Source organism: Amycolatopsis sp. NPDC051128 (assembly GCF_040682715.1).
Classification (GTDB): Bacteria; Actinomycetota; Actinomycetes; order Mycobacteriales; family Pseudonocardiaceae; genus Amycolatopsis.
The window spans coordinates 12,981-35,042 of sequence record NZ_JBFBBN010000044.1 but is presented as its reverse complement, the minus strand read 5'-3'; the positions used below and the strand labels follow the sequence as shown (position 1 = coordinate 35,042).

The window sequence follows — 22,062 nt, the reverse complement described above, 5'->3', positions numbered from 1 at the left end:
CTCTAACAGCCTTGAAGCGTTCGACCTGGTGCCTCCCTGGACAGCGCCCGCAGCCGGCGTTCGCGTCCCGGGCCCTGCCGCAGCACATGAGTACGACACATCGAACCCGCCCACGACGCAGTGGAGCCCCCATGACCTCGATGCCCCGAACCAGCCCCGGTCCTCGGAAGTCCCGGCGCCGCCGCGCCGGCCTGGCCCTCGCCGGCGCGCTGGCCCTCACCCTCACCGCGTGCGGCGGGGGTGGCGGTGGCGAGACCACGACGAAGGACGGCTTCGCGCAGGCCCCCCAGACCGACGGCCCGCTCACCGTGTGGGTCGATTCGAGCCGGCTGCCCGCGGCGCAGCTCTACGAAAAGCAGCACCCCGGGACGAAGCTGGACATCGTCACCTACGACGGCGACGCGAACGGCTCCAACTACCTGCAGACGAAGGTCGGGCTGTTCAACCGCACCGGCAAGGGCTGGCCCGACGTCGTGTTCAGCTCGCAGAACAACGAAACGTCCTGGGCCGCGACGAAGGCGTTTTCGTTCACCGCGCCGCTGGACAAGGGCCTGGTCCCGAAGGACACTTTGGACAAGTTCGCGCCCGGCGCGAACGATCCGTGCACTGTGGACGGAACGCTGTACTGCCTGCGCAACGACCTTTCCCAGGTTGTGCTCTGGTACAACAAGTCGCTCCTGGACCAGTTCAAGTACCAGGTCCCGGCCACCTGGGAGGAGTACCAGGCGCTCGGGGAGAAGGTCGCCGCCGAGCACCCCGGCTACCTGGTCGGGGACGCCGGGGACACGTTCACGCCCGAGATCTTCCTGTGGGCCGGCAAGTGCGGCGCGAACCAGATCACCGGCGCCAAGGCCGTGAAGGTCGACACCACCAGCGCGAACTGCACCCGCATGGCGACGCTGATGGACACCCTCATCCAGAAGGGGTCGATGTCGGTCAGCGGCGTGTTCAGCACCGACTTCGCCAAGAACAAGGCCGACAAGATCCTGGCGATGCCCGGTCCGGCCTGGTACGGCGGGGCGGTGTTCAAGGACACCTTCAAGGTCCCCGCCGGGCAGATCGCCGTGGCGCCCCTGCCGCAGTGGGCCGGCGACCCGGCGCCCTCGACCGGCAACGTCGGCGGCGGCACCTGGCTGGTCTCGGCGCATTCCGCGCACCTCAAGGCCGCGGTCGACTTCCTGACCTGGGTCACCACGTCCGACGACTACCAGGGCGCGCTCGCCCCGGGCTATCCCGCCTACGGCCCGGCGGCCACGACCTGGCTGGCGAAGCAGAAGGCCGGCGGCTACTACGCGAACGACATCACCGGTCCGCTCCAGAGCGCGGCGGGGCAGGTCTGGTCCGGCTGGGGTTACGGCCAGTTCAGCCAGGAAGCGGTGTGGGCGGCGACGGTGAAGCCGGGGCTCACCGGCGGCAAGACCATCGTCTCGATGCTGCCGTCGTGGGCCGACGCCATCGGCGACCACGCGAAGGCCGCCGGCTACGAGGTCACCCGGTGACCGGTGCCGCCCTCCGGTCCGGTTCCGCACGGGCCCGCGCGCCCAGGCGGAACCGGGCCGGTCTCGGCTTCGTCGCCGGGTACCTCGTCCTGCTGGTCGCCTTCGGGATCCTGCCGACGGCCTACGCGATCTACTTCGCCTTCACCGACGCCGAGGGCGGCTTCACCGGGTTCGCCAACTTCGCCGACGTCGCCGCGGACTTCCGCTTCGCGGACGCGATCGGGCACGTCGCGTTGTACCTGCTGTGCTGGCTGGTGACCTTGGTCGTCGTGGTGGTCGGGCTGTCGCTGGTCCTGCACCACGTCGCGGCCCGCGGCGTGGGCAAGGGCCTGCGGTTCGTCTACTACGTGCCCGGCGCGCTGGCAGGGGCGGCGAGCGTCATGGTCTGGCTGTTCATGCTCGACCCGACGGTCAGCCCGGTCAGCTTCCTGTTGCGGCAGTTCGGGTTCGAGACCTTCGGCCAGGTGATCGACCCCGGCCACCTGCCGGTGCTGTTCACGCTCATCGCGTTCTGGACCGGCGCGGGTGGCTGGATCGTGGTGATGCACGGCGCGCTGAACAACATCCCGCCGGACATCCTCGAGGCCGCCCGGATCGACGGCGCCGGCGTCTGGCAGACGGCCTGGCGCATCCAGATCCCCCTGCTGCGCAAGTGGATCGTCTACATGGTGATCATCGCGTTCGCCGGCGGCGCTCAGCTGTTCGTCGAACCGCAGCTGCTTTCCCAGGCCAGCGTGGGCGTCGCCGGCCGCAACTACTCCCCCAACCAGCTCTCCTACACCTTCGCCTTCGAACTGAACAACGTGAACGGCGCCGCCGCGATCTCGGTCGAGCTGCTCGTCGTGAGCGTCGTGGTCGCCGCCCTCTTCATCGCACGGTCGGGGTTCTTCGATGCTGACTGACCAGACGCCCGTCACGCGGACCCCGCTCCGGGCCGGGGCGCCCAGACGGTCGACCTCCCTGCGCCGCCACGCGCCGGCGGTGCCCGCCTTCGTCGTCCTCGCCCTGTTCCTGGTCTTCTTCGCGCTCCCGTTGCTCTGGCTGCTGCTGGCCGCCACCAAGACCGACGACCAGCTCGTGCACGACAGCCCGCTGTCGTTCGGGTCATGGACCGCGCTCAAGGCGAACTGGGACGCGCTGTCTTCCTTCCAGGACAACGCCATCTTCCGGTGGCTGGGCAACTCGCTGACCTACTCCTCGCTCGCGCTGGTGCTCACGCTGGGCGTGGCCGTGCCCGCCGGGTACGGGCTCGCGATGACCGAGTTCGCCGGCCGCCGGGCCCTGCTGATCCTCACCCTCGTGGTGATGCTCATGCCCAACGCGACGCTCGTCGTGCCGATCTTCCTCGAGACCAACGCCGTCGGGCTGATCGGGTCGATGTGGTCGGTCATCCTGCCGTTCGCCTTCTACCCCTTCGGGGTGTACCTGACCTACATCTACTTCAGCACGACCGTGCCCCGGGAGCTGCTGGACGCGGCCCGCCTCGACGGCTGCTCGGAGTTCGGGGTGTTCCGGCGGGTCGCGCTGCCCCTGGCGCTGCCGGTCATCGCCCTGGTCGGGTTCTTCAGCTTCGTCACCAACTGGACGAACTACTTCCTGCCCTACGTGCTGCTCCCGCAGGACGACCAGCTGCCAGTCCAGGTCGGCCTCGGCACGCTGCTCAACAACGTGCCCTCGTTCAACCCGACGGCCACCACCGCCGCCGTCGAGCGTCCCGAGCTGGCACTGGCCACCCTGGTCGCCATCACCCCGGTCCTCGCGGTCTTCCTGTTCTCCCAGCGCTTCCTGATCGCCGGAATGCTCGCGGGCTCGGTCAAACACTGAATCGCCCTGCCGAAACGGAGCTCCCATGGACACGCCCGCGCCCCGGACACCCGTGGTCGTCGCGTCGGTGCCGCTGCTCGAACCCCCGGGCTGGGCCCTCGCGCAACGGCAGCTGTTCGACCTGCTCGACCACGCGTGGCGGCGCTTCGCCCGCGAGTTCACCGACGACGACGGCCGGCTGCGCTACCGCGACCGGCTCACCTCCCGCGACGGCGTCGACGACTTCTACGAGGTCTTCTTCAACTGGCCCCAGCTCTACCTGCTCGGCGGCGCCGACGACCTGCTGCCCGAGTCGGAGCGGCACTGGGAGGGCGTCACCCGGCAGCTGACCGAGCTCGGCATGCTCACCGACGAGTACGAGCGCGGCTACGACTGGTTCCACCAGGGCGAAAGCCTGCTGCTGCTGTACTTCCTGTCGATGGCCGCCCCCGAGCGGTGGGCCGGGCGGGCCCAGCGGTTCGCCGACCTGTACGTCGACCCGGCGCACGGCAACTACGACCCCGAACGCCGCATCATCACCCGCGCGCACAACGGCAGCGACCCGGACCGCGAAGGGCTCTTCGACGGCGACGCCTACCCCTGGCTGCCGCAGGAGGAACAGGCGTACGGGCTGCCGCTGGACTGGCTGGGGCCGGCCGGCGCGCCGGTGCCCGACCTGGCGCGGGATCCCCGGCTGGGCAAGGAGATGCGCGAGCGGATCGGCGTCGGCGACACCGCGGTGAACCTGGCCGCGGCCGGGCTCGTCCTCAACGCGCTGATCCTCTCCGGCGAAGAGCGCTACCGGACGTGGATCACCGAGTACGTCGGCGCCTGGCGGGACCGCGCCGCGGCCAACGACGGCGTGCTCCCCGACAACGTCGGGCCCGACGGCGTGGTCGGCAGCCGCCTCGACGGCCGCTGGTACGGCGGGCACTACGGCTGGTCCTGGCCGCACGGCTGGTACAGCGTCGGCCAAGCGGCCCTGATCGCCGCGCAGGCCGCGGCGGCGGTCACCGGGGACGAGGGCTTCTTCGACCTCGTGACCCCCGCCCTGGACACGGTGATCCGCCACGGCAAGGTCATCCCGTACACCGACGCCGACTCCAGCCTGCCGTCGCGGTGGCGGGCGCAGCTCGGCGACGACGTCGGCACCCCGACGCTCCACGTCCCGTTCCGGCACAACGACGACGGCTGGTTCGACTACAACCCGATGCTGACCGCGGTGCCGATGGCGTTGTGGCACCACACCGCCGCCGACGCCGACCGCGAACGGCTGGAAAAGCTCCGCGCGGCCAGCGGGTACGACTGGCGGACCGTGCGCCCGTTCCGGACCAAGGAGGAGGCGGGGCACGAAGAACCGTGGTTCGCCTACCTGGCCGGGGACAACCCGGACTACCCGGAACGGATCCTCGCGGCCGCGCAGGCCCAGGTGCGCCACCGGCTCGCCCGGATGGACCGCTACCGCGACACCGACGTCCGCGAGCCGGACATCCACCTGTGGCAGCAGTCGAACCCGGTGGTCACCGAGGCGCTGGTGCAGCTGACCTGGGGCGGGCCCCAGGTCGTCTACAACGGAGGGTTGCAGCAGGCCCGCGTCCGCTATTACGACGCCGACGCCGCCCGGCCCGGGCTGCCGGACGCGGTCGCCGCGCTCGTCTCGGGCATCGACCCCGCCGCGACCGTCGTCGAGCTGGTCAACCTCGCCCCGGACGGCGACCGGACGGTCGTCGTCCAGGCCGGGGCCTTCGCCGAGCACGACATCACCGCGGTCCGCTACACCTGCTGCCCGGACCGGTCCTGGATCGGCGACCTCTACGACTACGGGCACCGCGAGCCCGTCGTCGACGAGTCCACAGTGGACGGGAATGGCCCCTGGCTCACCGTGCGCCTGCCCGCTGGCACCCGGATCCGGCTCACCCTCGCGCTCGCCCTGCGCGTCCGGTTCCCCTCCTACCGCACCCCCTTCGACGAAGGCGGCGACGCCGTGACCGGTCAGCTCCGGGTGTAGACGAAGCCGAGCTTGTCGACCTCGTCCCCGGCGCGGCCGTGGAACCCGGTGATCTGCCAGCCGGCCGGAGCCGTGCGGGTCACGCAGTCGGACGTGGTCGAGCCGCCGGTGAGCGCGCGGCCGAGGTTGGTCACGAACCTGGCCGAGAAGATCCGGGTGTGCCCGCCGGAGCTGCCCTGGCACAGGGTCGCGGACGTCACGTACTCGCCGCTGCCCAGGGCCAGCGTCGACGCGGTGCCGCCCCCGCCGCCGTGCGTCAGGGTGGCGCCGGTGGTCAGGGTGATCCCGACCTGGTCGATCCGGGAGCCGGCGCGCAGCGAGATCGACCGGGCCCTGGCGCCGGCGGGAACCGCGGCGACGTCGGTGAAGTAGTCGCCGTGCGGGCCGCCGTACTGGTCCGACAGCTGGAAGGCGGGGTTCCTGGTCCAGCTGAACCCGGCCGCGATCGGGTCGTGGTCGGACAGCATCGCGCCGGACGCGTCGAGGAACTTCGCGTGCTCGTTGCGGTACGAAGTCGCCTGCAGCGTCACGAGGTTGCTGCCGCGGTAGAGGATCTTGTCCACGACCTCGCAGTCGTCGGTGACCGCGGCCGGGTCACAGACCAGCGCCGGTGTCCCCGGCGCCGGGGCCACCCCGCCGCGGATCAGCCTCACCCAGGCGTCGGTCAGCCCGTTCGCCGCGGTGAACCCGGCGATCGTGTCCGCCGCGCGGGTGTAGCGGGTGTTCGTGTCACCCATGACCACCACGGCGTTGCCCGCCGAATGCGACGCGATGAACCCGGACAGCTGGGCCAGGTTCGACGCCCGCGACGCCTCGTCGCCGTCGTTGGTCCCGGCGTTGGTGTGCAGGTTGTAGAAGTCGACGTAGACGCCCTCGGCGAGGCGGACCCGCATGAACGTGAAGCCCTTGGGGGTCAGGCAGTCGCCCGAGTCGAACTGGCACGAGTTCCAGCGCACCCGCTCGAAGTCGTCGGTGTCGTAAGGAAACCCGGACATCGTGTTCAGGCCGCTGCCGATGCCCGCGCCGCCGCTGGTCGGCGTCCGGTACGCGTGCGTGTCCGCCGCGTAGAGGTAGGCGTGGTAGTTGAAGTCCTCCTGGGCGTGGACGACGTCGTAGCCCGCGATCCGCTGGCCGATGGCCGTCGTGGCCGGCTTGCGCGGGGTGGGCGCGCTCGAAATGCCTTCCGGCAGCCCCGCCACGTTGACGGCCAGCACGGAGAAGGACCCGCCGTCCGCCGCCTGCGCGGTCGCGGGCGAGAAGGCGACGGTTCCCGCGCACAGGACGAGAACCGGGGCCACGATCGCGGCGATGCGTCTACGCTTCCACACTGGTGCTCCCAAGGATTCGTGGAACTTCGGATCGAACTTTCGTGCCGGTCGGCGCGGTGGGCATCCGGTCGGCTTGATGCGCCCCAATGTGGCGTTGGTTGCGTCCAACGCACCGAACGCCACATTGGGTGCGCTGGACGCACCGAAAGCCACATTGGGGCGCTTGAGCCCGGCTAGCCGTGGTGGCGACGGAGCCGGACCGAGAGGCCGGTGGCGGTGTATCGCGGCACGACGTCGTAGCCATCGGCCTCGACGGTGATCGTGGCGAAGACGCCCCGCAGCCCGCGCGCGGTCAACACCGGCAGGACCTCGCCGTTCCCGGGCGCGCACCCCGGCGCCAGCCGGATCTTCAACGCCGCACCACGGTCCACAGTGGCCAGTCCGGCGACCTCGAGCGCCGGGCCGTGCGGGCGAAGGGTGACCACCAGCGTCGAGCCCGCGGCCTGGCGGTACGCCCCGGAAACCCGGGCGCCGGCCGCCACGTCGAGGACGCCACCCCGCACCGTCACGTCGCCGCGGCCGAGCGCGTCCGGGGAGGCCGCGACGAGGCCGCCCGCCTCCAGCCGCGTGCCGCCGCGGTAGCGGTTCGCCCCGGTCAGGGTCAGCACGCCGGTGCCGGCCTTCACCAAGCCGCCGCCGCCCGCGATGTCGTTGTGCCACGTGTCGGCGGCGTTGAACCCGCCGCGCTCGGCGTTCAGCTCGACCCGGACGTCGACGTCGAAGGCGCCGAAGCCGTCGGCCGCCGCGAACAGGTTCAGCCGTCCCCACTGCTCCGGCCCGTCCAGGAGCGCGTACCCCGACGGCAACGCGGTCGTCCGCAGGACCTCCCGGCGCTGGGCCGCGTCCAGGTACGGCTGCCGCGTCTCCAGCAGGACCTCGGCGCCCTTCGGCACCACCATCGGCACGTGCGTCCCCTCGCGGGGCAGCCCGTAGGTGAGCCGGCCCGCGACCAGCGCGGCGTTCGCGCGGCGGTCCGCGTAAGGATCGGCGCCGGTGTGCGCGCAGGCGAACAGCGTGTCCGCGGTGACGCCCAGCTTCTGCTGGAAGTAGGTCGCCGCCTGGGTGTGCGCGGCCTGCTTCAGGGTCGCGTTCTCCGGATCGGCCAGCGTGGCCGCGGCCAGCGCGGTCGCGAGGATCCGCCCGCCGATGACGTCGACCGGCGAGTGCATACCGGCGACGATGCGTGTGTCACTCAGGTCGAACGCCCGGGTGACCAGTTCCTGGAACCGCTCCGGGACGGCGTAGGCGTAGGCCAGGCAGGCCAGGTGGAACGCGTTGGTGTGCCCGCTCGGGAAGCCGCCGTCGTCGACCGGGCTGGTGTTGCGCTGGCGCAGCAGCTGCGGCGCGACCACCACGTCGGAGGCGTAGACCGGGAACCCGAGTTCGTCGACCTTCCCGGTGTCCACGACCCGGCTGTCGGTGGTCATCCGCCAGGGCCGCGGGTACTGGTAGGCGTACTTGCTGGGGTTGCCCGAAGCGAAGTTCCCGCGCACGGTGTTCACCAGCCGGACGACCAGGCCGAGCTCCGAATCCACGGCGCCGGCGCCGATGTCCGAACCCGCCGGGGCCCCCGCCGGGATCGCGTCGTCGATCTTGGTGGGCGGGGTGCCGTCCGGCGCCGAGGTGATGCTCGTGACGGCCTTCGCCCCGGCGCGGTAGAGGTCGGCCAGCGGGCCGAGCCCGCCGATCGACGAATAGCTCTGGTGCTGCCGGTCGCACACGAACGCCCGCCGCGCCTCGGCGTCCGTGCGGGAGCCGGTGACCCGCACGCAGTGCCGCATGCTCGCGTGCAGCACCCGCGGGTCGAGGACGACGCCGCCGTCCCAGCTCGCCCCGGTCTTCCACACCCGCTGGAATCCGCTCAGGATCCGGACGGCGGCGTTCGTCTCCGGGGTCAGGTTGCCCGGCTGGTTCGTCCGGTACAGGTCCACGAACGCGAACTCCGGGGTGGCCGCGGCCGCGGGGCCGGCCAGCAGCGCCGGCACCACGGGGGCCGCGACCAGTCCCGCCGGGACGATCGCCGACCAGCGCAGGAAGCCCCTTCGGTCCAGCTCATGCCGATTCCGCACATCCGCTCCCGGGTGATCGAGACCGGCAGTGTGCCGGTAAGCGTTTTCTGAACGACCGCTGGGATCATGCGGCCCCACGGTGACCCGCGAGTGCAGGCGTCGTGTCCGGCCGATGAACAGGCCTATAATATGAATCTTATTCACGATTGCTAGAGCTGTTCGGCCCAACGTCGCCGGACGGACCCACGACGCGGATCGCCACGGACCGGCTGTAGTGCAGCCGCCCGTGCGCGGCGACCCGGACCAGTGCCCACCAGTGCGCGCCCACCCTGGCCGTGGCGGACGCGGCCAGCCGCAGGGAAACCGTGGTCCGGGCACCCGCCGCGACGGTGAACGGCTGGGTGCGCGGGCCCGCCGACACCGGAGCGCCCCACGTGCCGTACGGGCTGACCAGCGTCACCTCGCCGTGGACCTCACTGTGCGCCGGATTGTTCAGGAACACCGGGACGAACACAGTCCCGCCGGGCGTGAGGTCGACGGCTTCCACGCCGAGGTCGACTTCGAAAAGGTCGCCCGCCGCCCGCTCGCCGACGACGAACTCCGCGGTGTCTTCGAGCGTCTGGCCGAGATCGTCCCGGATCCGGGCGGCGAGCACGAACTGCCCTGGCGTGTCCGGCGCGCGAAGGGCAACGGTGAAGCGGGCGTGCTCGCCGGGCTCGAGCCGGTAGCCGACGTCCGCCGGTGCTGTCGCCCGCCAGCCCGGCGGTACCACCAGCTCGACTGTTCCCTTCGCCGCGCGGCCGCTGCAGCTCACCGTGACCCCCAGTTCGGCGGAGCCGTTCTCCGCCAGCCGGCTCCGGGTGGGCGTGACGTGCACGCTCACCGGCAGGTTGCCGAGCGGCGCCGGACCCGCGTTGTGGAGCCAATAACGCGTGAAGACCGGCTGCACGGGCTCCCGGGTCCTGGCGAGGTCCACTTCGGAATCCGGGACCCGGCGGGCCGGGTCGAGCCGCAGCGTCGCCACGTCGGCCGCGGCGAGGTCGAGCCGCAGCCGGTCGCCGTCGATCGCCAATGGCCGGCCGTCGCCTTCCTCCAGCAGATCGGTCCGGGCGGCCGACCGCACCCCGCCGTGCACCGCGACCGTGGCCGTCACCGGTGCCCCCGCCGAGTCGTAGATCCGGAGCGTGAGCGCCGTCCCCGGCCGGGCCGGCTCCCCCACCGCCAGCGGGTTGCCCGCCGGTTTGACCGCGGTCAGCAGGACCTGCGCCGGCTCGACCGAGATCAGGCTCAGCTCCCGCGGCAGGTCACCGGCACCCGAAGCGACCGGTCCGGTCCACAGTGGATGGCTGACGTCCTGGGCGGCCCTGGCGAACCCGGCCTGCCGCCAGTCACCCTCGCCGGCCAGCAGGCTGAAGGCGAACGTGTGGGTCCAGTGCTGCCAGGCGAAACTGGACCCGTCCGGAACGGTCCGGCGTTCGCCGTCGATCCAGACGCCGCTCGGCCAGCCGCCGCACGCCCGCATCAGCGAGAGGTGGAACGACCCGGCGGGGTCCACGACGAACCCCGGGGTGCCGTGGTTGACCACGGCGACCGAATACCCGTCGGCGGGCTCGTTGGTGCCGTCGAGCCCTTCGGGCAGCGGCACCTCCACGCACGCGTCGGCGAGGTCGGCGGTCAGCGCCTCGATCGCCGCCACCGGATCGGGTCCGTCGACGATCAGCACCGGCAGGTCGCGCGGTCCGCGGAGGTCGGCGTCCGGGCCCCAGGCTTCGCGCCGGGTCCGCGTCGCCGGGACGAAGACCCGGCCGTGCTCGGCCAGTGCCGCCCGGTAGCGCGCTCCCACCGTCTCGAGGACGGCGTCCGCCACGGGGTTCCCGGCCCCGAGGACGATCCGCACGTCGGGCAGGTTCGAATCGACGTCGAGCGCGCCGTAGCGCTGGCCACCCGGCCGGGTGCAGGTGGCGGTGACGCCCTTCGCGACCAATGCGGCCATCAGTGCCCGGACCGGGCCGGCGAGGTGCCCGTCCCCCGGTTCGACCAGTTCGGCGACGCCGATCGCGTGCGCGGTCCGGGTCCCGTCCGGGCGGGTCAAGGCGATCCGGGCCGTGGCCGACAGCCCCGCCCAGGTGTGCGCCGGGCTGTCCAGTGTCCACAGGTGCTCGGCGGCGTCGACGTCGGGGAACCCGAACGACCGCCCGACGGCCGCGAACCCGACCTCCGCGACCGGCAGCGCGCCGGGCACGTCGAAGTCGAACCGGGCGCGCAGCAGGTGGTCCCGGCCGATCGAGCCGTCGACGTGGCTCCGGACGTCCACACGGGGAATTCCTTGCCACAGCGTGGTTTCCTGGGTGATCTCCAGCCCCGCCAACGTGGTCTTCGCGACGATCCGCGCGCCGAGCGCGCAGGTTTCGACGACCACCTCGGCCGGGCGCGCGCCGGTCCCGTGGCCGGGTCCCTTGGGCAGCAGGTGCCACGGCCCCTCGCCCCAGACGGGGTGCTCGCTGTGTTCGGCCTGCAGCACCAGCTCCGCGCCGAGCCCGCCGGGGCGCAGCAGTTCCCGCCCGTCCCGCCGGTCGCGGATGCTGCACAGCGCGCCACCGCGGGCCGGGTCGGCCTCGACCAGGAACGCCTCGTTCTCGATCGACACCCGGCCTTCCCGCCGTTCCCACCCCGGGGGCACCGTGGGCGCGTCCAGCACGCGGTAGACCCGGTAGCCCAGTGCGGGCACCTGCCGGGCCAGGAACGTCAGCGTGAGCTCCGCGAGGGTCCCGTCCGGGTGCCGGACGGGACCCTCGGCGACGGCGGGCACGTCCCGGCCCGCCGGATCGGCCACCCGCGCTCCCCGGACCCCGGGCTCGGCGAACGTCACCGTCACCGTCGTCACGGCGTCCCGGGGGAACGACAGGCTGTTCACCGCGAGCACGGCCGTGCCCTCACCGGCCGTGTCCACGTGCCCGGCCAGGTGGCCGATCGAGCCCGCCAGCACCTCGCGGCCGAGCTCGTCCGCTTCCCGCCAGCCGGTGAGCAGGTCGAGGTAGACCTGGTCGGACTCGGTGCCGGTGACGGCGTCGTGGTGGGCGCCGTAGACCAGCTGCCGCCAGGCCTTGTCCAGCGCCTCGTGCGGGTACCGCGCGCCCAGCAGCGTGGCGAGGGTCGCCAGCCGTTCACCGTCCAAAACGGACACTTCGGCGGCCCGCTGGGCCTGTTTCGTGTCGATGTAGGAGACGTCCTTGCCGGTGTAGACCGGGTTCATGTCGCGGGTCTGCGGGCTGATGACCGTGCCGCGCGCGGCCGCGTCGGCCCGCACCGCGGCGAAGAACTCCCGCGGCAGCCCCACGACGAACCGCGGCCAGACGTAACGGGCGTTCCACTCGCGGTGGATTTCGGTGCAGAACCGCGACGGGATGTTGTGGTCGTGCCCGACCGGCAGCAGGACGTTGCGGGTGGCCGCCACCTGGCGCAGGGTGCTGAACTGCCGGTAGGCCTCCTCCATCGCCTCGGCGAGGGTGTCCCGCCGTTCGAGGGCCCAGCCGGCGACGTAGTGGTCGGCCATGTACGCGGTGAGCAGGCCACGGCCGCTCGGCGCGATCCATTCGAACTCCGACGGGAACTGCATCCGGCCGATGTCCCCGGTGTGCCGCTTCGCCCCGACGTGGTGCCACGGTCCGCGCGCCCACGCCGAGGAGTCCAGACCCGCGTCGGCCATCAGCCCGGGGTAGGCGGGATCGTGGCCGAACACGTCGAGCATCCACGCCGAGCGGGGGTCGGCGCCCAGCACGTCACGCTGGTAGCCGACCCCGTAGACGGCGTTGCGGATGGTCGACTCGGGGTGGGTCAGGTTGGTGTTGGCCTCGTTGTAGTTGCCGCCGACCAGTTCCACCCGGCCGTCGCGGATGAACCGGCCCAGGGTGGCGCGGTCCTCCGGGAAGGTGTCCCAGTGCGGCTTGAGGTAGTCGACCTCGGCCAGCACGAACCGGTAGTCCTCGTCGTCGCGGGCGGCTTCGAGGTGGGCCCGGACCAGGTCGAACGCCGAACGCTGGAAGTTCATCCGCTTCTCCTGCGCGAGCGGCAGGTCGAGCCACGTGTCGGTGAACCCCGCCTGGGTGTTCCACCACACCGGGTCGTAGTGGAAGTGGGACACCATCCACATCGTCCAGCCGGTCTCCGCGACGACGAGGTCCGCCTCCGCCGTGACGCGCTGCCCGGCCGACTCCGCGACGACGGTGACCCGGTGCTCGGAGCCTTCCGGCGCCTGGAAGACGACGCCGACTTCCACCGTGACGCCGTCCGGGTGGACGTCCGCGGTGACAGGCTCCGGCGTGAACACCCGCTTGCCCTCGACCCGGACCCGCACCGACGCCCGCGGCCCGCTCATGGTCACCCTGACCACCTGGCGGGCCGCGGTCGCGGAGCCGACGAACAGATCGGTGCCCCGCACGGCCGTGATGCGCACGAATCCCCTACTTCGCGTTGGCGAGCGCCGCCTTGGCGTCGCTGAAGAACTGGGTCACACCGGCCGCGATCGTCATCTTGCCGAACGCGATCTGCTTGGCCGCCGAGTCGAGCGCGGTCTTGACGTCGCCGTAGCCCGGCGGCGCGGTCGGCGCCGTGGGCAGGGCGTCCTTGGCGACCTGCGCGGCCACGTACTCGCCGAACTCCATGTCCGCCTTCTCGGGGGCGGTGGCGGTCGGCGCGAGGAGGTTCTTCGCCTTGTCCGACGGCGGCAGCCCGCGCTGCAGCTTCATCGTCTTGATCGCGTCGTCGTCGTTGAGGAAGAAGTTGATCAGCTTCGCCGCGCCCTCCGGGTTCTTGCTCTTCACCGGGACGCACAGCAGCACGCCACCGGACAGCGCCTGGCCGGTCTTGCCGTTCGCGCGTGGCACGACGACCAGCTTGAGCTCGTGCTGGGTCAACGGCTGCATCTGGGCCAGGCCCCAGCCGGTGGTCATCGCGATCTGCCCGGTGATCAGCGGGTGGTTGCCGGTCGCCGCGTCGGTGTTGCTCAGCAGCGTCGGCGGGCAGATCGCGCCGGCCTTGCGCAGGCCGTCCCAGAAGGTGAACCACTCGGTCAGGTCCTCGGGACCGAACCCGAGTGTCTGGTCGGGGGTGTAGAGGTCCTTGCCGCGCTGGCGCAGCCACGGCTGCAGCGCGCCCGAGTCGTCCTTCGACGCGTCCAGCGCGCCGTACTTGTTCGGGCCCCACGCTTTGGAGACCTCGGTGGCGATGGTGCCGAAGTCCTGCCACGTCCAGTCGCTGGTCGGGGCGGTGATCTTGAGCTCGTCGAAGACCGACTTGTCGAAGAGGACCGGGGCGTTGCCGGAACCGGAGGGCACGCCGTAGGTCTTGCCCTTCACCGCGCCCGCCGTGCGCACCGGCGCGTACAGCGTGTCCAGCCCGATCGTGCCCGGGATGTAGCTTCCCAGGTCGGTGAGTACCCCGCGCCCGGCGTAGGTGCTGACGTACGCGGTGTCCATCTGGAAGATGTCGGGCGGGTTGCCGCCGGCGAACTCCGTGTTGAGCTTGTCGAAGTAGCCGTCGTAGCCGGAATACTGCGTGGTGACGGTGATCCCGGTCTTCTCGGTGAAGATCTTCACCGCCTTCTGGTAGGCGTCGTTGCGGGCGTTGCCGCCCCACCACCGGAAGGTCAGCGAGGTGCTCGAACCGCCGGAACCGCTGCTGGACGGCGCGAAACCGCAGCCGGCGAGCGCGGCGGTGGCGACACCGGCACCGGCGACGCCGAGGAATCCTCGCCTGGACATGCTCTGGGACATGGCGGGCTCACTTTCTCCGAAATGGGACGGTTTCAGCCTTTGATGCCGGTGTTCGCCACGCCGTCGACGAGACGTTTCTGGGACACCAGGAACACGACGACCGTGGGCACGAGGGTGACGACCGACATCGCGAGCATGCCGCCGTAGCTGGACCCGCTGGCCCGGTCGATGAACGAGTTGAGCCCGAGCGGGACGGTGTACCGGGTCTTGTCGGACAGGTAGACCAGCTGGCGCAGGAAGTCGTTGAACGTCCAGATGAACGTCAGCACCGCGGTGGTGATCAGGGCCGGGCGCAGCAGCGGCAGGATGACCGAGAAGAAGACGCGGGCGTGCCCGGCGCCGTCGATCGCGGCCGCTTCGTCCAGCTGGCGGGGAATTCCCCGGATGAACTGCACCAGCAGGAAGATGAAGAACGAGTCGAACGCGAGGAACTGCGGCACCACCAGCGGCAGGAAGGTGTTCACCCAGTTCAGCTTGAAGAAGATCGTGTACTGCGGGATCATCGTGGCCTGGAACGGGAGCATGAGCGTGCCGAGCATCAGCCCGAACCACAGCTTCCGGAACGCGAAGTCCAGCCGGGCGAAGGCGTAGGCCGCGAGCGAGCAGGAAACGATGTTGCCGACGACGACGCAGAGCGCCACGACCGCGGAGTTGGCCAGGTAGACCGTGAACGACGTGCCGGTGGCCGTCCAGCCGCTCAGGTAGTTGTCCAGGGTGAAGTGCCACGGGACCGGGTCCAGCGTGCTGAAGATCTGGTTCTCCGGTTTGAACGACGCGCCGACCAGCCACACCAGCGGGTAGATCATCACGACGACGCCGGCGAGCAGCACCACGTGCGCTCGCCAGTGTTTCGGCGCCTGCCGGGTGACCCGGCCGGCGGTGGTCCTGGTCGCCATTTCGTTCCTTTCGCGCGCGAAGTGCGGTTTCGGGGCCGTCGGCTCGGTCATTCGGCGTAGGTGACCCAGCGTCGAGAGGACGCGAAGTACACCGCGGTGAACACGCCGATCACCGCGAACAGCACCCACGCCATCGCGGAGGCGTAGCCCATCTGAAGGCTGGTGAAGCCCTTCCGGTACAGGTAAAGGGTGTAGAGCATGGTCGAGTCGATCGGACCGCCGAGGCCGCCGCTGACCACGTACGCCGGAGTGAACGTCTGGAACGCGTTGATGGTCTCGAGCACCAGGTTGAAGAAGATCACCGGGGACAGCATCGGGACGGTGATCCGGAAGAACATCCGGATCCGGCCGGCGCCGTCCAGCTCCGCCGCCTCGTAGAGCTCCTTCGGAATCTGCTTGAGACCGGCCAGGAAGATCAGCATCGGGGTGCCGAACTGCCACGCCGACAACAGGATCAGCGTCCAGAGCGCGAACCGCGGGTCGCCGATCCAGTCCGCGCCGCGGACGCCGAACCAGCCGAGCACCTGGTTCAGCAGGCCCTGCTGGGCGAAGATCTGCCGCCACATCACCGAAACCGCGACGCTGGCGCCGAGCAGGGACGGCAGGTAGAAGACCGACCGGTAGAAGCCCAGCGCGCGCAGCCCGCGGTTCAGCGCGGCCGCCACGAGCAGCGCGGCCGCCAGCTTGAGCGGCACCGAGAACACGACGTACTCCAGCGTCACCTTGACCGACTGCAGGAACTTCTCGTCGTGCCACATCGCGGTGTAGTTCCCGAAGCCGATCCACCGGGGCGCGCTCAGCAGGTCGAACTTCGTCAGGGAGAGGTAGAACGAGTAGCCCATCGGAATGAGCACGAAGCCGAAGATGCCGGCGAACCACGGAGCCAGGAAGGCGTAGGCGGCGCGGTTGTCCCGGCGACGGCCCCTTTTGCGCCGTACGTCCGGAACGCGCTTCGCCGGCGGCGGTGCGTCGGGGACGGCCGGGCGTTCGGCTGCTTCAACGGGATCGGCTGTGGGCATCGGTACTCCTGGGACGTCGTGGTGCTGGGCGGCCGGTCGCCGCGAACCCGGATCGCCGGGGATCGCGTTTCGGCCACGGAAGAACAACCCATCACACGCGATTCCAGAGGTTCCGTCCCAGGGAGCTGGAAGCGCTTTCTCGGCACTGTAGGCAGCCGGTGGAGCAGTGTCAACACTGGATCGATCACGGCTCGGCGAGGACCGCGCGGATCCCCTTTTCCCGCGCCAGGTGGGCCGCCCCGACCACGGTCGCGCGCTCGCCCAGCTCGCTGACCACGACGTCCACCGGCCAGCTGAGCGCGCGCACGGTGCGCACGACCCCGGGCAGCAGCAAGGGGTTCCGCCCGACCCCGCCACCGAGGACGACCAGCCCCGGGTCCAGCAGCGCGGTGATCGAGGCCGCGAGTTTCCCCACCTCCACGGCATGCTCATCGACGATTCCGACGGCGCCCGGTTCCTCTTTCCCGGCCAGGGCGAACAGCGCCGCGGCGGTCTTCGGCGCCGCGCCAGCGCCGTCCGGCCACCGGGCCCGCGCCCGGCGCAGGAGGCCGGCCGAGCCCAGTCTCGCCTCCAGGGCCTCGTGCCCGGCCGGGACGTCGTCGGCCCACGGGTAGGCCAGCCGCGCGACCTCGCCCGCCGCGCCGTTCACCCCCCGGACGAGCCGGCGCCCGATCACGACCGCGGCGCCGATCGCCATGCCGACCTGCAGGAACACGAAGCTGTCCCGGCCGGTTCCGGCCCCTTCGCGCAGTTCGGCGATCGCCGCGCAGTTCACGTTGTTCTCGGTGTCCACGGCCGCCCGCGCCGGCAACCCCAGCGCGGCCACGGTGTCGCGCACCCGCGCCACCGTGGCCGGGTCACCGCCGCCGGGCGGGGAGACCACATCGGACACCGCGACGACCACCGCGCGCAGCGGGCCGCCGCGCACCCGGCGTCTCAGCGCCGCCTGGATCATCTCCCCCGCCGAGGCGGGCCGGGAGGTGCGGTCCTCCCCCAGCTGCTCGCCGTCGAGGCCGATCGCCCGGACCGCCACCTGCGTCGATCCCCGGTCTACGCCGAGGACGTACCCCGCGCGGGAACCCAGCCGGTACACCGCCGCGGACCGGCCGGTGGCGCCGTGCGCCGTGCCGCTGTGCTCGACGAGCCCGGCCCGTTCCAGCTCGGCCACCGCCACCGAAACCGTGGGTTTCGACAGCCCGCACGCGAGGGCCAGCTGGGGCCGGGTGCCCTGACCGGCGGCCGCCAGCGCGGCGAAGACCGCACCGGCGCTGTCACTCAGTCCCGCGTCCGCCACAGCCGGCCCACCTTTCGTCGCACCTTCGGATCATCCGCTCTTCCGGCCCAGGCGTTCCCCCGAACGCACAGCCGTTCGCCCGAGACCGTTGACAAGGACCCGGTTCGTTTGTTTACTGCCTAACCAACGCGGGTCCCAGCCGCATCATCGCGTTCCGACCGGGCGCGAGCAAGTACGTTCCCCTCGACCGCCCCGTGAATCCGGGAGGAAATCCTTGCCGGCACCGCACACCGGCGCGCTGGTCGGCCTGGACGTCGGCGGCACGAAGACCCACCTCCGCGCCACGTGGCGGTCCGAGATCATCGCGGACACCGTGGTTCCCAGCGGCGACTGGACCGTGGCCGACGTCGACAAGGCCGCGGCCCGCCTGTTCGAAGTCGTCGAACACGCCCTGCCGCCGTCGACGCCGATCGCGGCACTGGCGGTCGGGGCGAACGGGTGCGACAGCGCACTCCGGTGCCTGCAGCTGCAAACCGCGCTGGAGCGCGCCCTGCGCGTGCCGTGCCTGGTCCGGAACGACGCCGAGCTGCTGGTTCCGGCCGCGGGCCTGACGGCCGGAATCGGGCTGGTGGCGGGCACCGGCTCGGTCGCGGTCGGCCGCGCCGCCGACGGCAGCCCGGTCTTCGTCGGCGGCTGGGGCTGGCTGCTCGGCGACGAAGGAAGCGCTTCCGGGCTGCTGCGCGAAGCGACGAAGGCGAGCCTCGCCGCCCGCGACCGCGGCGAGCGGCCGGACCTGCTCGCCGAACTGCTGCTCCGCTCCTACGGGGTCGCCGAGGTGGCCGACCTGCCCGACCGGCTGGCCGCCGAGCCCGGCGGGAGCGGCTGGGGCCGCCGGGCGACCCTCGTCTTCCAGGCCCTGGAGGGCGGTTCCGCCCTCGCCGCGCACGTGGTGGAGGAAGGCGCGGCCGCGCTGGCCCGGCTGGTCGCGGGAGTGCACTCCCGCGCTCCCGGCGCACCCGACGTCGTCGTCGCGGGCGGCGTGATCCTCCGTCAGCAAAGCCTCTTCACCGCCTTCGAGCGCCGGCTGTCCGCCGTCCTCCCGTCGATCAGGATCCACCGGCTGGCCGTCGCGCCGGTGCACGGCGCCGTGCGGCTCGCCGAGCGGCTGGTCCGGGCCAGGGGGTGGCCGGAGTGACCCCGGTTTCCCTGCCGAGCCAGCACGCGAGCCTGCACGACCTGCCCGACGACCGCGCGCACCTCGACGGCGTCCTCGACGGCGCGGTGCGGGCCGCCCTCGCCCACCAGCAGCCGGACGGCAACTTCGAAGACCCGGCTGCCGACGACGACATCGGCGACATGGCGCTCGGCGTCGTCTCGCTCCTTTGCCTTGCGTGGCAACGGAAAGCGACGGACCGCGGCGAGCTGCCCGAGGCGGTGCGGCGAGGCGTGGAGTTCGTCCTCCGCCACCGGGTCTTCCGCACCGACAACCCCGGCGAGCCGTTCCTGCGGATCCGCGACAGCGGCTATCCGTACGCCCGGTACATGCCCGGCGAGGGCGAGCACCCGTTCGGCGACTGGCCGAGCACGGTGTGGGCCCTGCTGCACGCGGTCAACGTCCTCGACCTCGGCCGGGGTCTGCTCACCGGCGACCAGTACGCCGAGCTGACCGAGGTCGCGATCGGATACTGGCGGTGGCTGACCGAAGCCAGCCTCTTCAACCCCCAGCAGACGGCCAACCAGGCGATCGGCGCGGTGACCGGCGGGCTGATGCTCGGCCGCCGGCTCGAAGCCCAGGCCCGCACCCGCGAGGGCAGGCGGATCAGCGTGGCGGCGACGCGCTGGTACACCGAGGTGATCCGGCCGGCCAGGGTCGCCGATCGCGGGTTCGCCCTCCCCGCCGAGCACGGCGGCGGGCACGACCAGAACTACCTGCCGATCTCACTGTCCTTTCTCGCCAAGGCCTACCTGGTCAGCGGCGACCGGCTGTTCCTCGACGACGGCGTCGAGATCGCCCGCCACCTGGAGTGCCGGCTGTCCGCGCGCGGCTTCGACTACGGCGGGCCGCGGTACAGCGAGCAGCACGTCGGCGCCGAAGGCCTGCTCGGCCTCCGCTTCTTCAGCGGCCGGATCCACGCCGACCTCGGCCGCTACCTCGGCGATCGCCGGGTCCCCTACTACCCGGTGGCGGCCACCGGCGCGCCCAGCGGCCACTTCGCCTTCACGACGGTGTGGTTCTGCCAGGACGACGGCGAATGGTTCCGCGACGGCGGAAGTCCCGTGCTCACCACGCATTCGCTGCGGGGCCGGACGGCGTCGATCTCGTTGACGGCGGAGCTCACCCCCTACCTGGTCGACGCCGCCGGGACGGCCGTGATCGAGTCCGTGGCCGACCACCAGCACGGCATCGGTCCCCTCGTCCGGTACGCCGACGGCACCTCGCTGCTGCTGACCCGCCCGCTGGGTCCGACGCGGACCCGCGACGCGCGGGCGGCCGGGCTCGTCGCCAAGCTGGTGACGAAGGCGGTCGTCACCCGGGAGCAGGCGATGCTCAGCGTCCGGCAGCTCTCGGTGTGCGACGGCGAGCGGATCACGCTGGTCACCGCGGTGCCCCGCACCGCCATCCCCGCGGACGCCGAGCTGTGGTTCCTGGCCGGGCTGCCGTACGCCCGTGCCGTCGGCGCCCGGCAGGACAAGATCCTCACGGTGGCGGAGCCCGCGGGCCCGCCGTTCGACCTGTCCGCTCCGGGGGCGGTCCTGGAAACCGGCGGATCGCTGTGCGCGGGCGAGTTGCTGATCACGTCGGGCGCGGGTCTGCGGGTGGTCAACCCGGCCGCCGGGCGGAACCACTTCAGCAGCCCGGAAACGGCCGGGATGACCCAGGAGAAGCTGGCGTTCTCCCTGGCGGACGACCCCCGTGGCTACGGCAACCCGGACAGCGGCTGGCGACGGGTCACGCAGACCAACCAGGTGCTCGCGGACCCGCTCCCGGGCACACCACCGGAAGTCGCGGTGTTCGCGGTCCGCTACGGCCCCTCGGACGACGGCCCGTTCCCGGTCGAGGTGAGTTTCGCGGGCGGAGACGTCCGGGTGACGACGGACCACTTCGCGGCCCTGATCGGCGACGCGGCCGGTGATGCCGGCGGCGAGCCGGTGCTGCGACTGGAGTCTCGCGCCGACGCGGGTTCGTGAGCCCGGCGATGCGCCCCAATGTGGCGTTGGTTGCGTCTGACGCACCGAACGCCACATTGGGTGCGTTGGACGCACCGAACGCCACATTGGGTGCATCCAACGCAACCAACGCCACATTGGGTGCATCCAACGCAACCAACGCCACATTGGGTGCATCCAACGCAACCAACGCCACATTGGGGCGCATCGCCCCTGGCGTCAACCGACTTCCGACGTCCCTCGGCTCCGCGGCAGCCCGAAGGCCGGGAGCACGCTGCTCTCGAAGCGGACCATGCCGCGGATCCGGTCACCGGCGAGGGCGAGGACGTAGACGCCGGTCCCGTGGCGGGTCCCGTCCGGACCGCGCAGATACGCCCCGAACGCCGGCTGGCCGTTGGCGCGGGTCGGCACGAGATCGAACCGGCGGCCCACGGCGAAGAGGCGGGCGCAGAACCGCGCCACGGCGTCCCGGCCCTCGTACTCGTGGGGCAGCGGTGGCATGGACACGAAGGCGTCGTCGGTCAGCAGGGTCACCAGCGCGTCGACGTCGGCGGCTTCCCAGGCGCGCACGAACTGTGCCACGATCGCGTTCTCGGCGGCCGAGCCGGTGGCGGGCGGCGGTTCGTCCACCGGCCGGCGCCGCAAGCCGGCCCGCGCCCGCTTGAGGGCGCTCTTGACCGATTCGACTGTCGTGTCCAGCATGCCGGCGACCTCGCTCGCGGGGAATCCGAGGACATCGCGCAGCACGAGCACGGCCAGCTGGCGGGGCGGCAGGACCTGGAGCGCGGTCACGAAGGCGAGCGAGATGGATTCGCTCTGCTCGTAGCGGGCCTCCGGGCCGAGCGGCACGGCGAACGCGCCGTCGAGGAGCGCGTCGGGAAACGGTTCGAGCCAGACGACTTCGCCGAGCCGGGTCGGCTCGGGCGGTTCGACGCCGGGGATGTCCCACGCCTTGGCCGGGCGACGGGCGGCCGAGCGAAGCGTGCTGAGACACCGGTTGGTGGCGATCCGGTAGAGCCAGGTGCGGATCGAGGCGCGGCCGTCGAACCCGCCGAGCCCCCGCCAGGCGGCCAGCATGGTGTCCTGGAGGGCGTCCTCGGCGTCCTGGAACGAGCCGAGCATCCGGTAGCAGTGCACCTGCAGCTCGCGGCGGTGCGGCTCGGTCAGTGCCCGGAACGCCTCGCCGTCCCCCGCCCGCGCCCTGCTGATCAGGTCGGCTCCCATCGACTCCACCTTTCCCCGGCGTTTCCATCCTGTACCGACGTCGGCGAGGCCCGGAAAGGGGCGCCCCCTTTCCGGGCGGCGCGGCGTCTGGATCAGGAGTAAC

Annotated in this window: 14 protein-coding genes; 6 read left to right on the top strand and 8 right to left on the bottom strand. The window is 71.7% G+C overall.

Annotated features, from left to right (window positions below):
- The first annotated feature begins 131 nt into the window (after positions 1–131).
- From AB0M82_RS34005 to AB0M82_RS33990, 4 genes are read left to right on the top strand one after another with little or no spacing between them, the layout of a single operon-like run.
- Positions 132–1,499 carry an extracellular solute-binding protein gene (locus AB0M82_RS34005; protein WP_364730873.1) on the top strand — a complete coding sequence of 456 codons (1,368 nt, stop codon included), beginning with the start codon at positions 132–134 and terminating at the stop codon, positions 1,497–1,499.
- Positions 1,496–2,401: a sugar ABC transporter permease gene (locus tag AB0M82_RS34000; protein WP_364730871.1), complete on the top strand. Its 906-nt coding sequence runs from the start codon at positions 1,496–1,498 to the stop codon at positions 2,399–2,401. The genes AB0M82_RS34005 and AB0M82_RS34000 overlap by 4 nt, the downstream gene beginning before the upstream one ends.
- Entirely contained in the window at positions 2,391–3,323 is a 933-nt protein-coding gene (locus AB0M82_RS33995) for a carbohydrate ABC transporter permease (protein WP_364730869.1), read from the top strand. Before AB0M82_RS34000 ends, AB0M82_RS33995 begins: the two co-directional genes overlap by 11 nt.
- A gap of 25 nt (positions 3,324–3,348) precedes the next feature.
- Positions 3,349–5,310, top strand: coding sequence for a hypothetical protein (locus AB0M82_RS33990; protein WP_364730867.1), 1,962 nt, complete (start codon positions 3,349–3,351; stop codon positions 5,308–5,310).
- On the opposite strand, the gene AB0M82_RS33985 is transcribed toward AB0M82_RS33990, so the two are convergent.
- The 7 genes from AB0M82_RS33985 to AB0M82_RS33955 all read right to left on the bottom strand — a co-directional run bounded on the left by AB0M82_RS33985 (position 5,295) and on the right by AB0M82_RS33955 (position 17,627).
- Positions 5,295–6,638: a jacalin-like lectin gene (locus tag AB0M82_RS33985; protein ID WP_364730865.1), complete on the bottom strand. Its 1,344-nt coding sequence runs from the start codon at positions 6,636–6,638 to the stop codon at positions 5,295–5,297. The genes AB0M82_RS33990 and AB0M82_RS33985 overlap by 16 nt on opposite strands.
- Positions 6,639–6,811: 173 nt before the next feature.
- Positions 6,812–8,707, bottom strand: coding sequence for a phosphatase PAP2 family protein (locus tag AB0M82_RS33980; protein ID WP_364730863.1), 1,896 nt, complete (start codon positions 8,705–8,707; stop codon positions 6,812–6,814).
- 136 nt (positions 8,708–8,843) lie between these two features.
- Positions 8,844–13,100: a glycoside hydrolase family 38 C-terminal domain-containing protein gene (locus AB0M82_RS33975; RefSeq protein WP_364730860.1), complete on the bottom strand. Its 4,257-nt coding sequence runs from the start codon at positions 13,098–13,100 to the stop codon at positions 8,844–8,846.
- Positions 13,101–13,107: 7 nt separating this feature from the next.
- Positions 13,108–14,406 (bottom strand): extracellular solute-binding protein, encoded by a 1,299-nt coding sequence (locus tag AB0M82_RS33970; protein ID WP_364730857.1) that lies wholly within the window; start codon positions 14,404–14,406, stop codon positions 13,108–13,110.
- A 44-nt stretch (positions 14,407–14,450) separates the two neighbouring features.
- On the bottom strand, positions 14,451–15,314 hold the full coding sequence (locus AB0M82_RS33965) for a carbohydrate ABC transporter permease (protein WP_364730854.1): 864 nt from the start codon (positions 15,312–15,314) through the stop codon (positions 14,451–14,453).
- Positions 15,315–15,361: 47 nt separating this feature from the next.
- Positions 15,362–16,333, bottom strand: coding sequence for a sugar ABC transporter permease (locus tag AB0M82_RS33960; RefSeq protein ID WP_364730851.1), 972 nt, complete (start codon positions 16,331–16,333; stop codon positions 15,362–15,364).
- 184 nt (positions 16,334–16,517) lie between these two features.
- Entirely contained in the window at positions 16,518–17,627 is a 1,110-nt protein-coding gene (locus AB0M82_RS33955) for an ROK family transcriptional regulator (RefSeq protein ID WP_364730849.1), read from the bottom strand.
- Between the two features lie 214 nt (positions 17,628–17,841).
- Between AB0M82_RS33955 and AB0M82_RS33950 the strand changes: the two genes are divergently transcribed.
- Both AB0M82_RS33950 and AB0M82_RS33945 read left to right on the top strand, forming a co-directional pair.
- Complete coding sequence (locus tag AB0M82_RS33950; RefSeq protein ID WP_364730846.1) at positions 17,842–18,762, top strand: BadF/BadG/BcrA/BcrD ATPase family protein; 921 nt, start codon at positions 17,842–17,844, stop codon at positions 18,760–18,762.
- Positions 18,759–20,756 carry a hypothetical protein gene (locus AB0M82_RS33945; RefSeq protein ID WP_364730844.1) on the top strand — a complete coding sequence of 666 codons (1,998 nt, stop codon included), beginning with the start codon at positions 18,759–18,761 and terminating at the stop codon, positions 20,754–20,756. The genes AB0M82_RS33950 and AB0M82_RS33945 overlap by 4 nt, the downstream gene beginning before the upstream one ends.
- A gap of 198 nt (positions 20,757–20,954) precedes the next feature.
- On the opposite strand, the gene AB0M82_RS33940 is transcribed toward AB0M82_RS33945, so the two are convergent.
- Positions 20,955–21,959 (bottom strand): sigma-70 family RNA polymerase sigma factor, encoded by a 1,005-nt coding sequence (locus AB0M82_RS33940; protein ID WP_364730842.1) that lies wholly within the window; start codon positions 21,957–21,959, stop codon positions 20,955–20,957.
- Positions 21,960–22,062 lie beyond the last annotated feature (103 nt).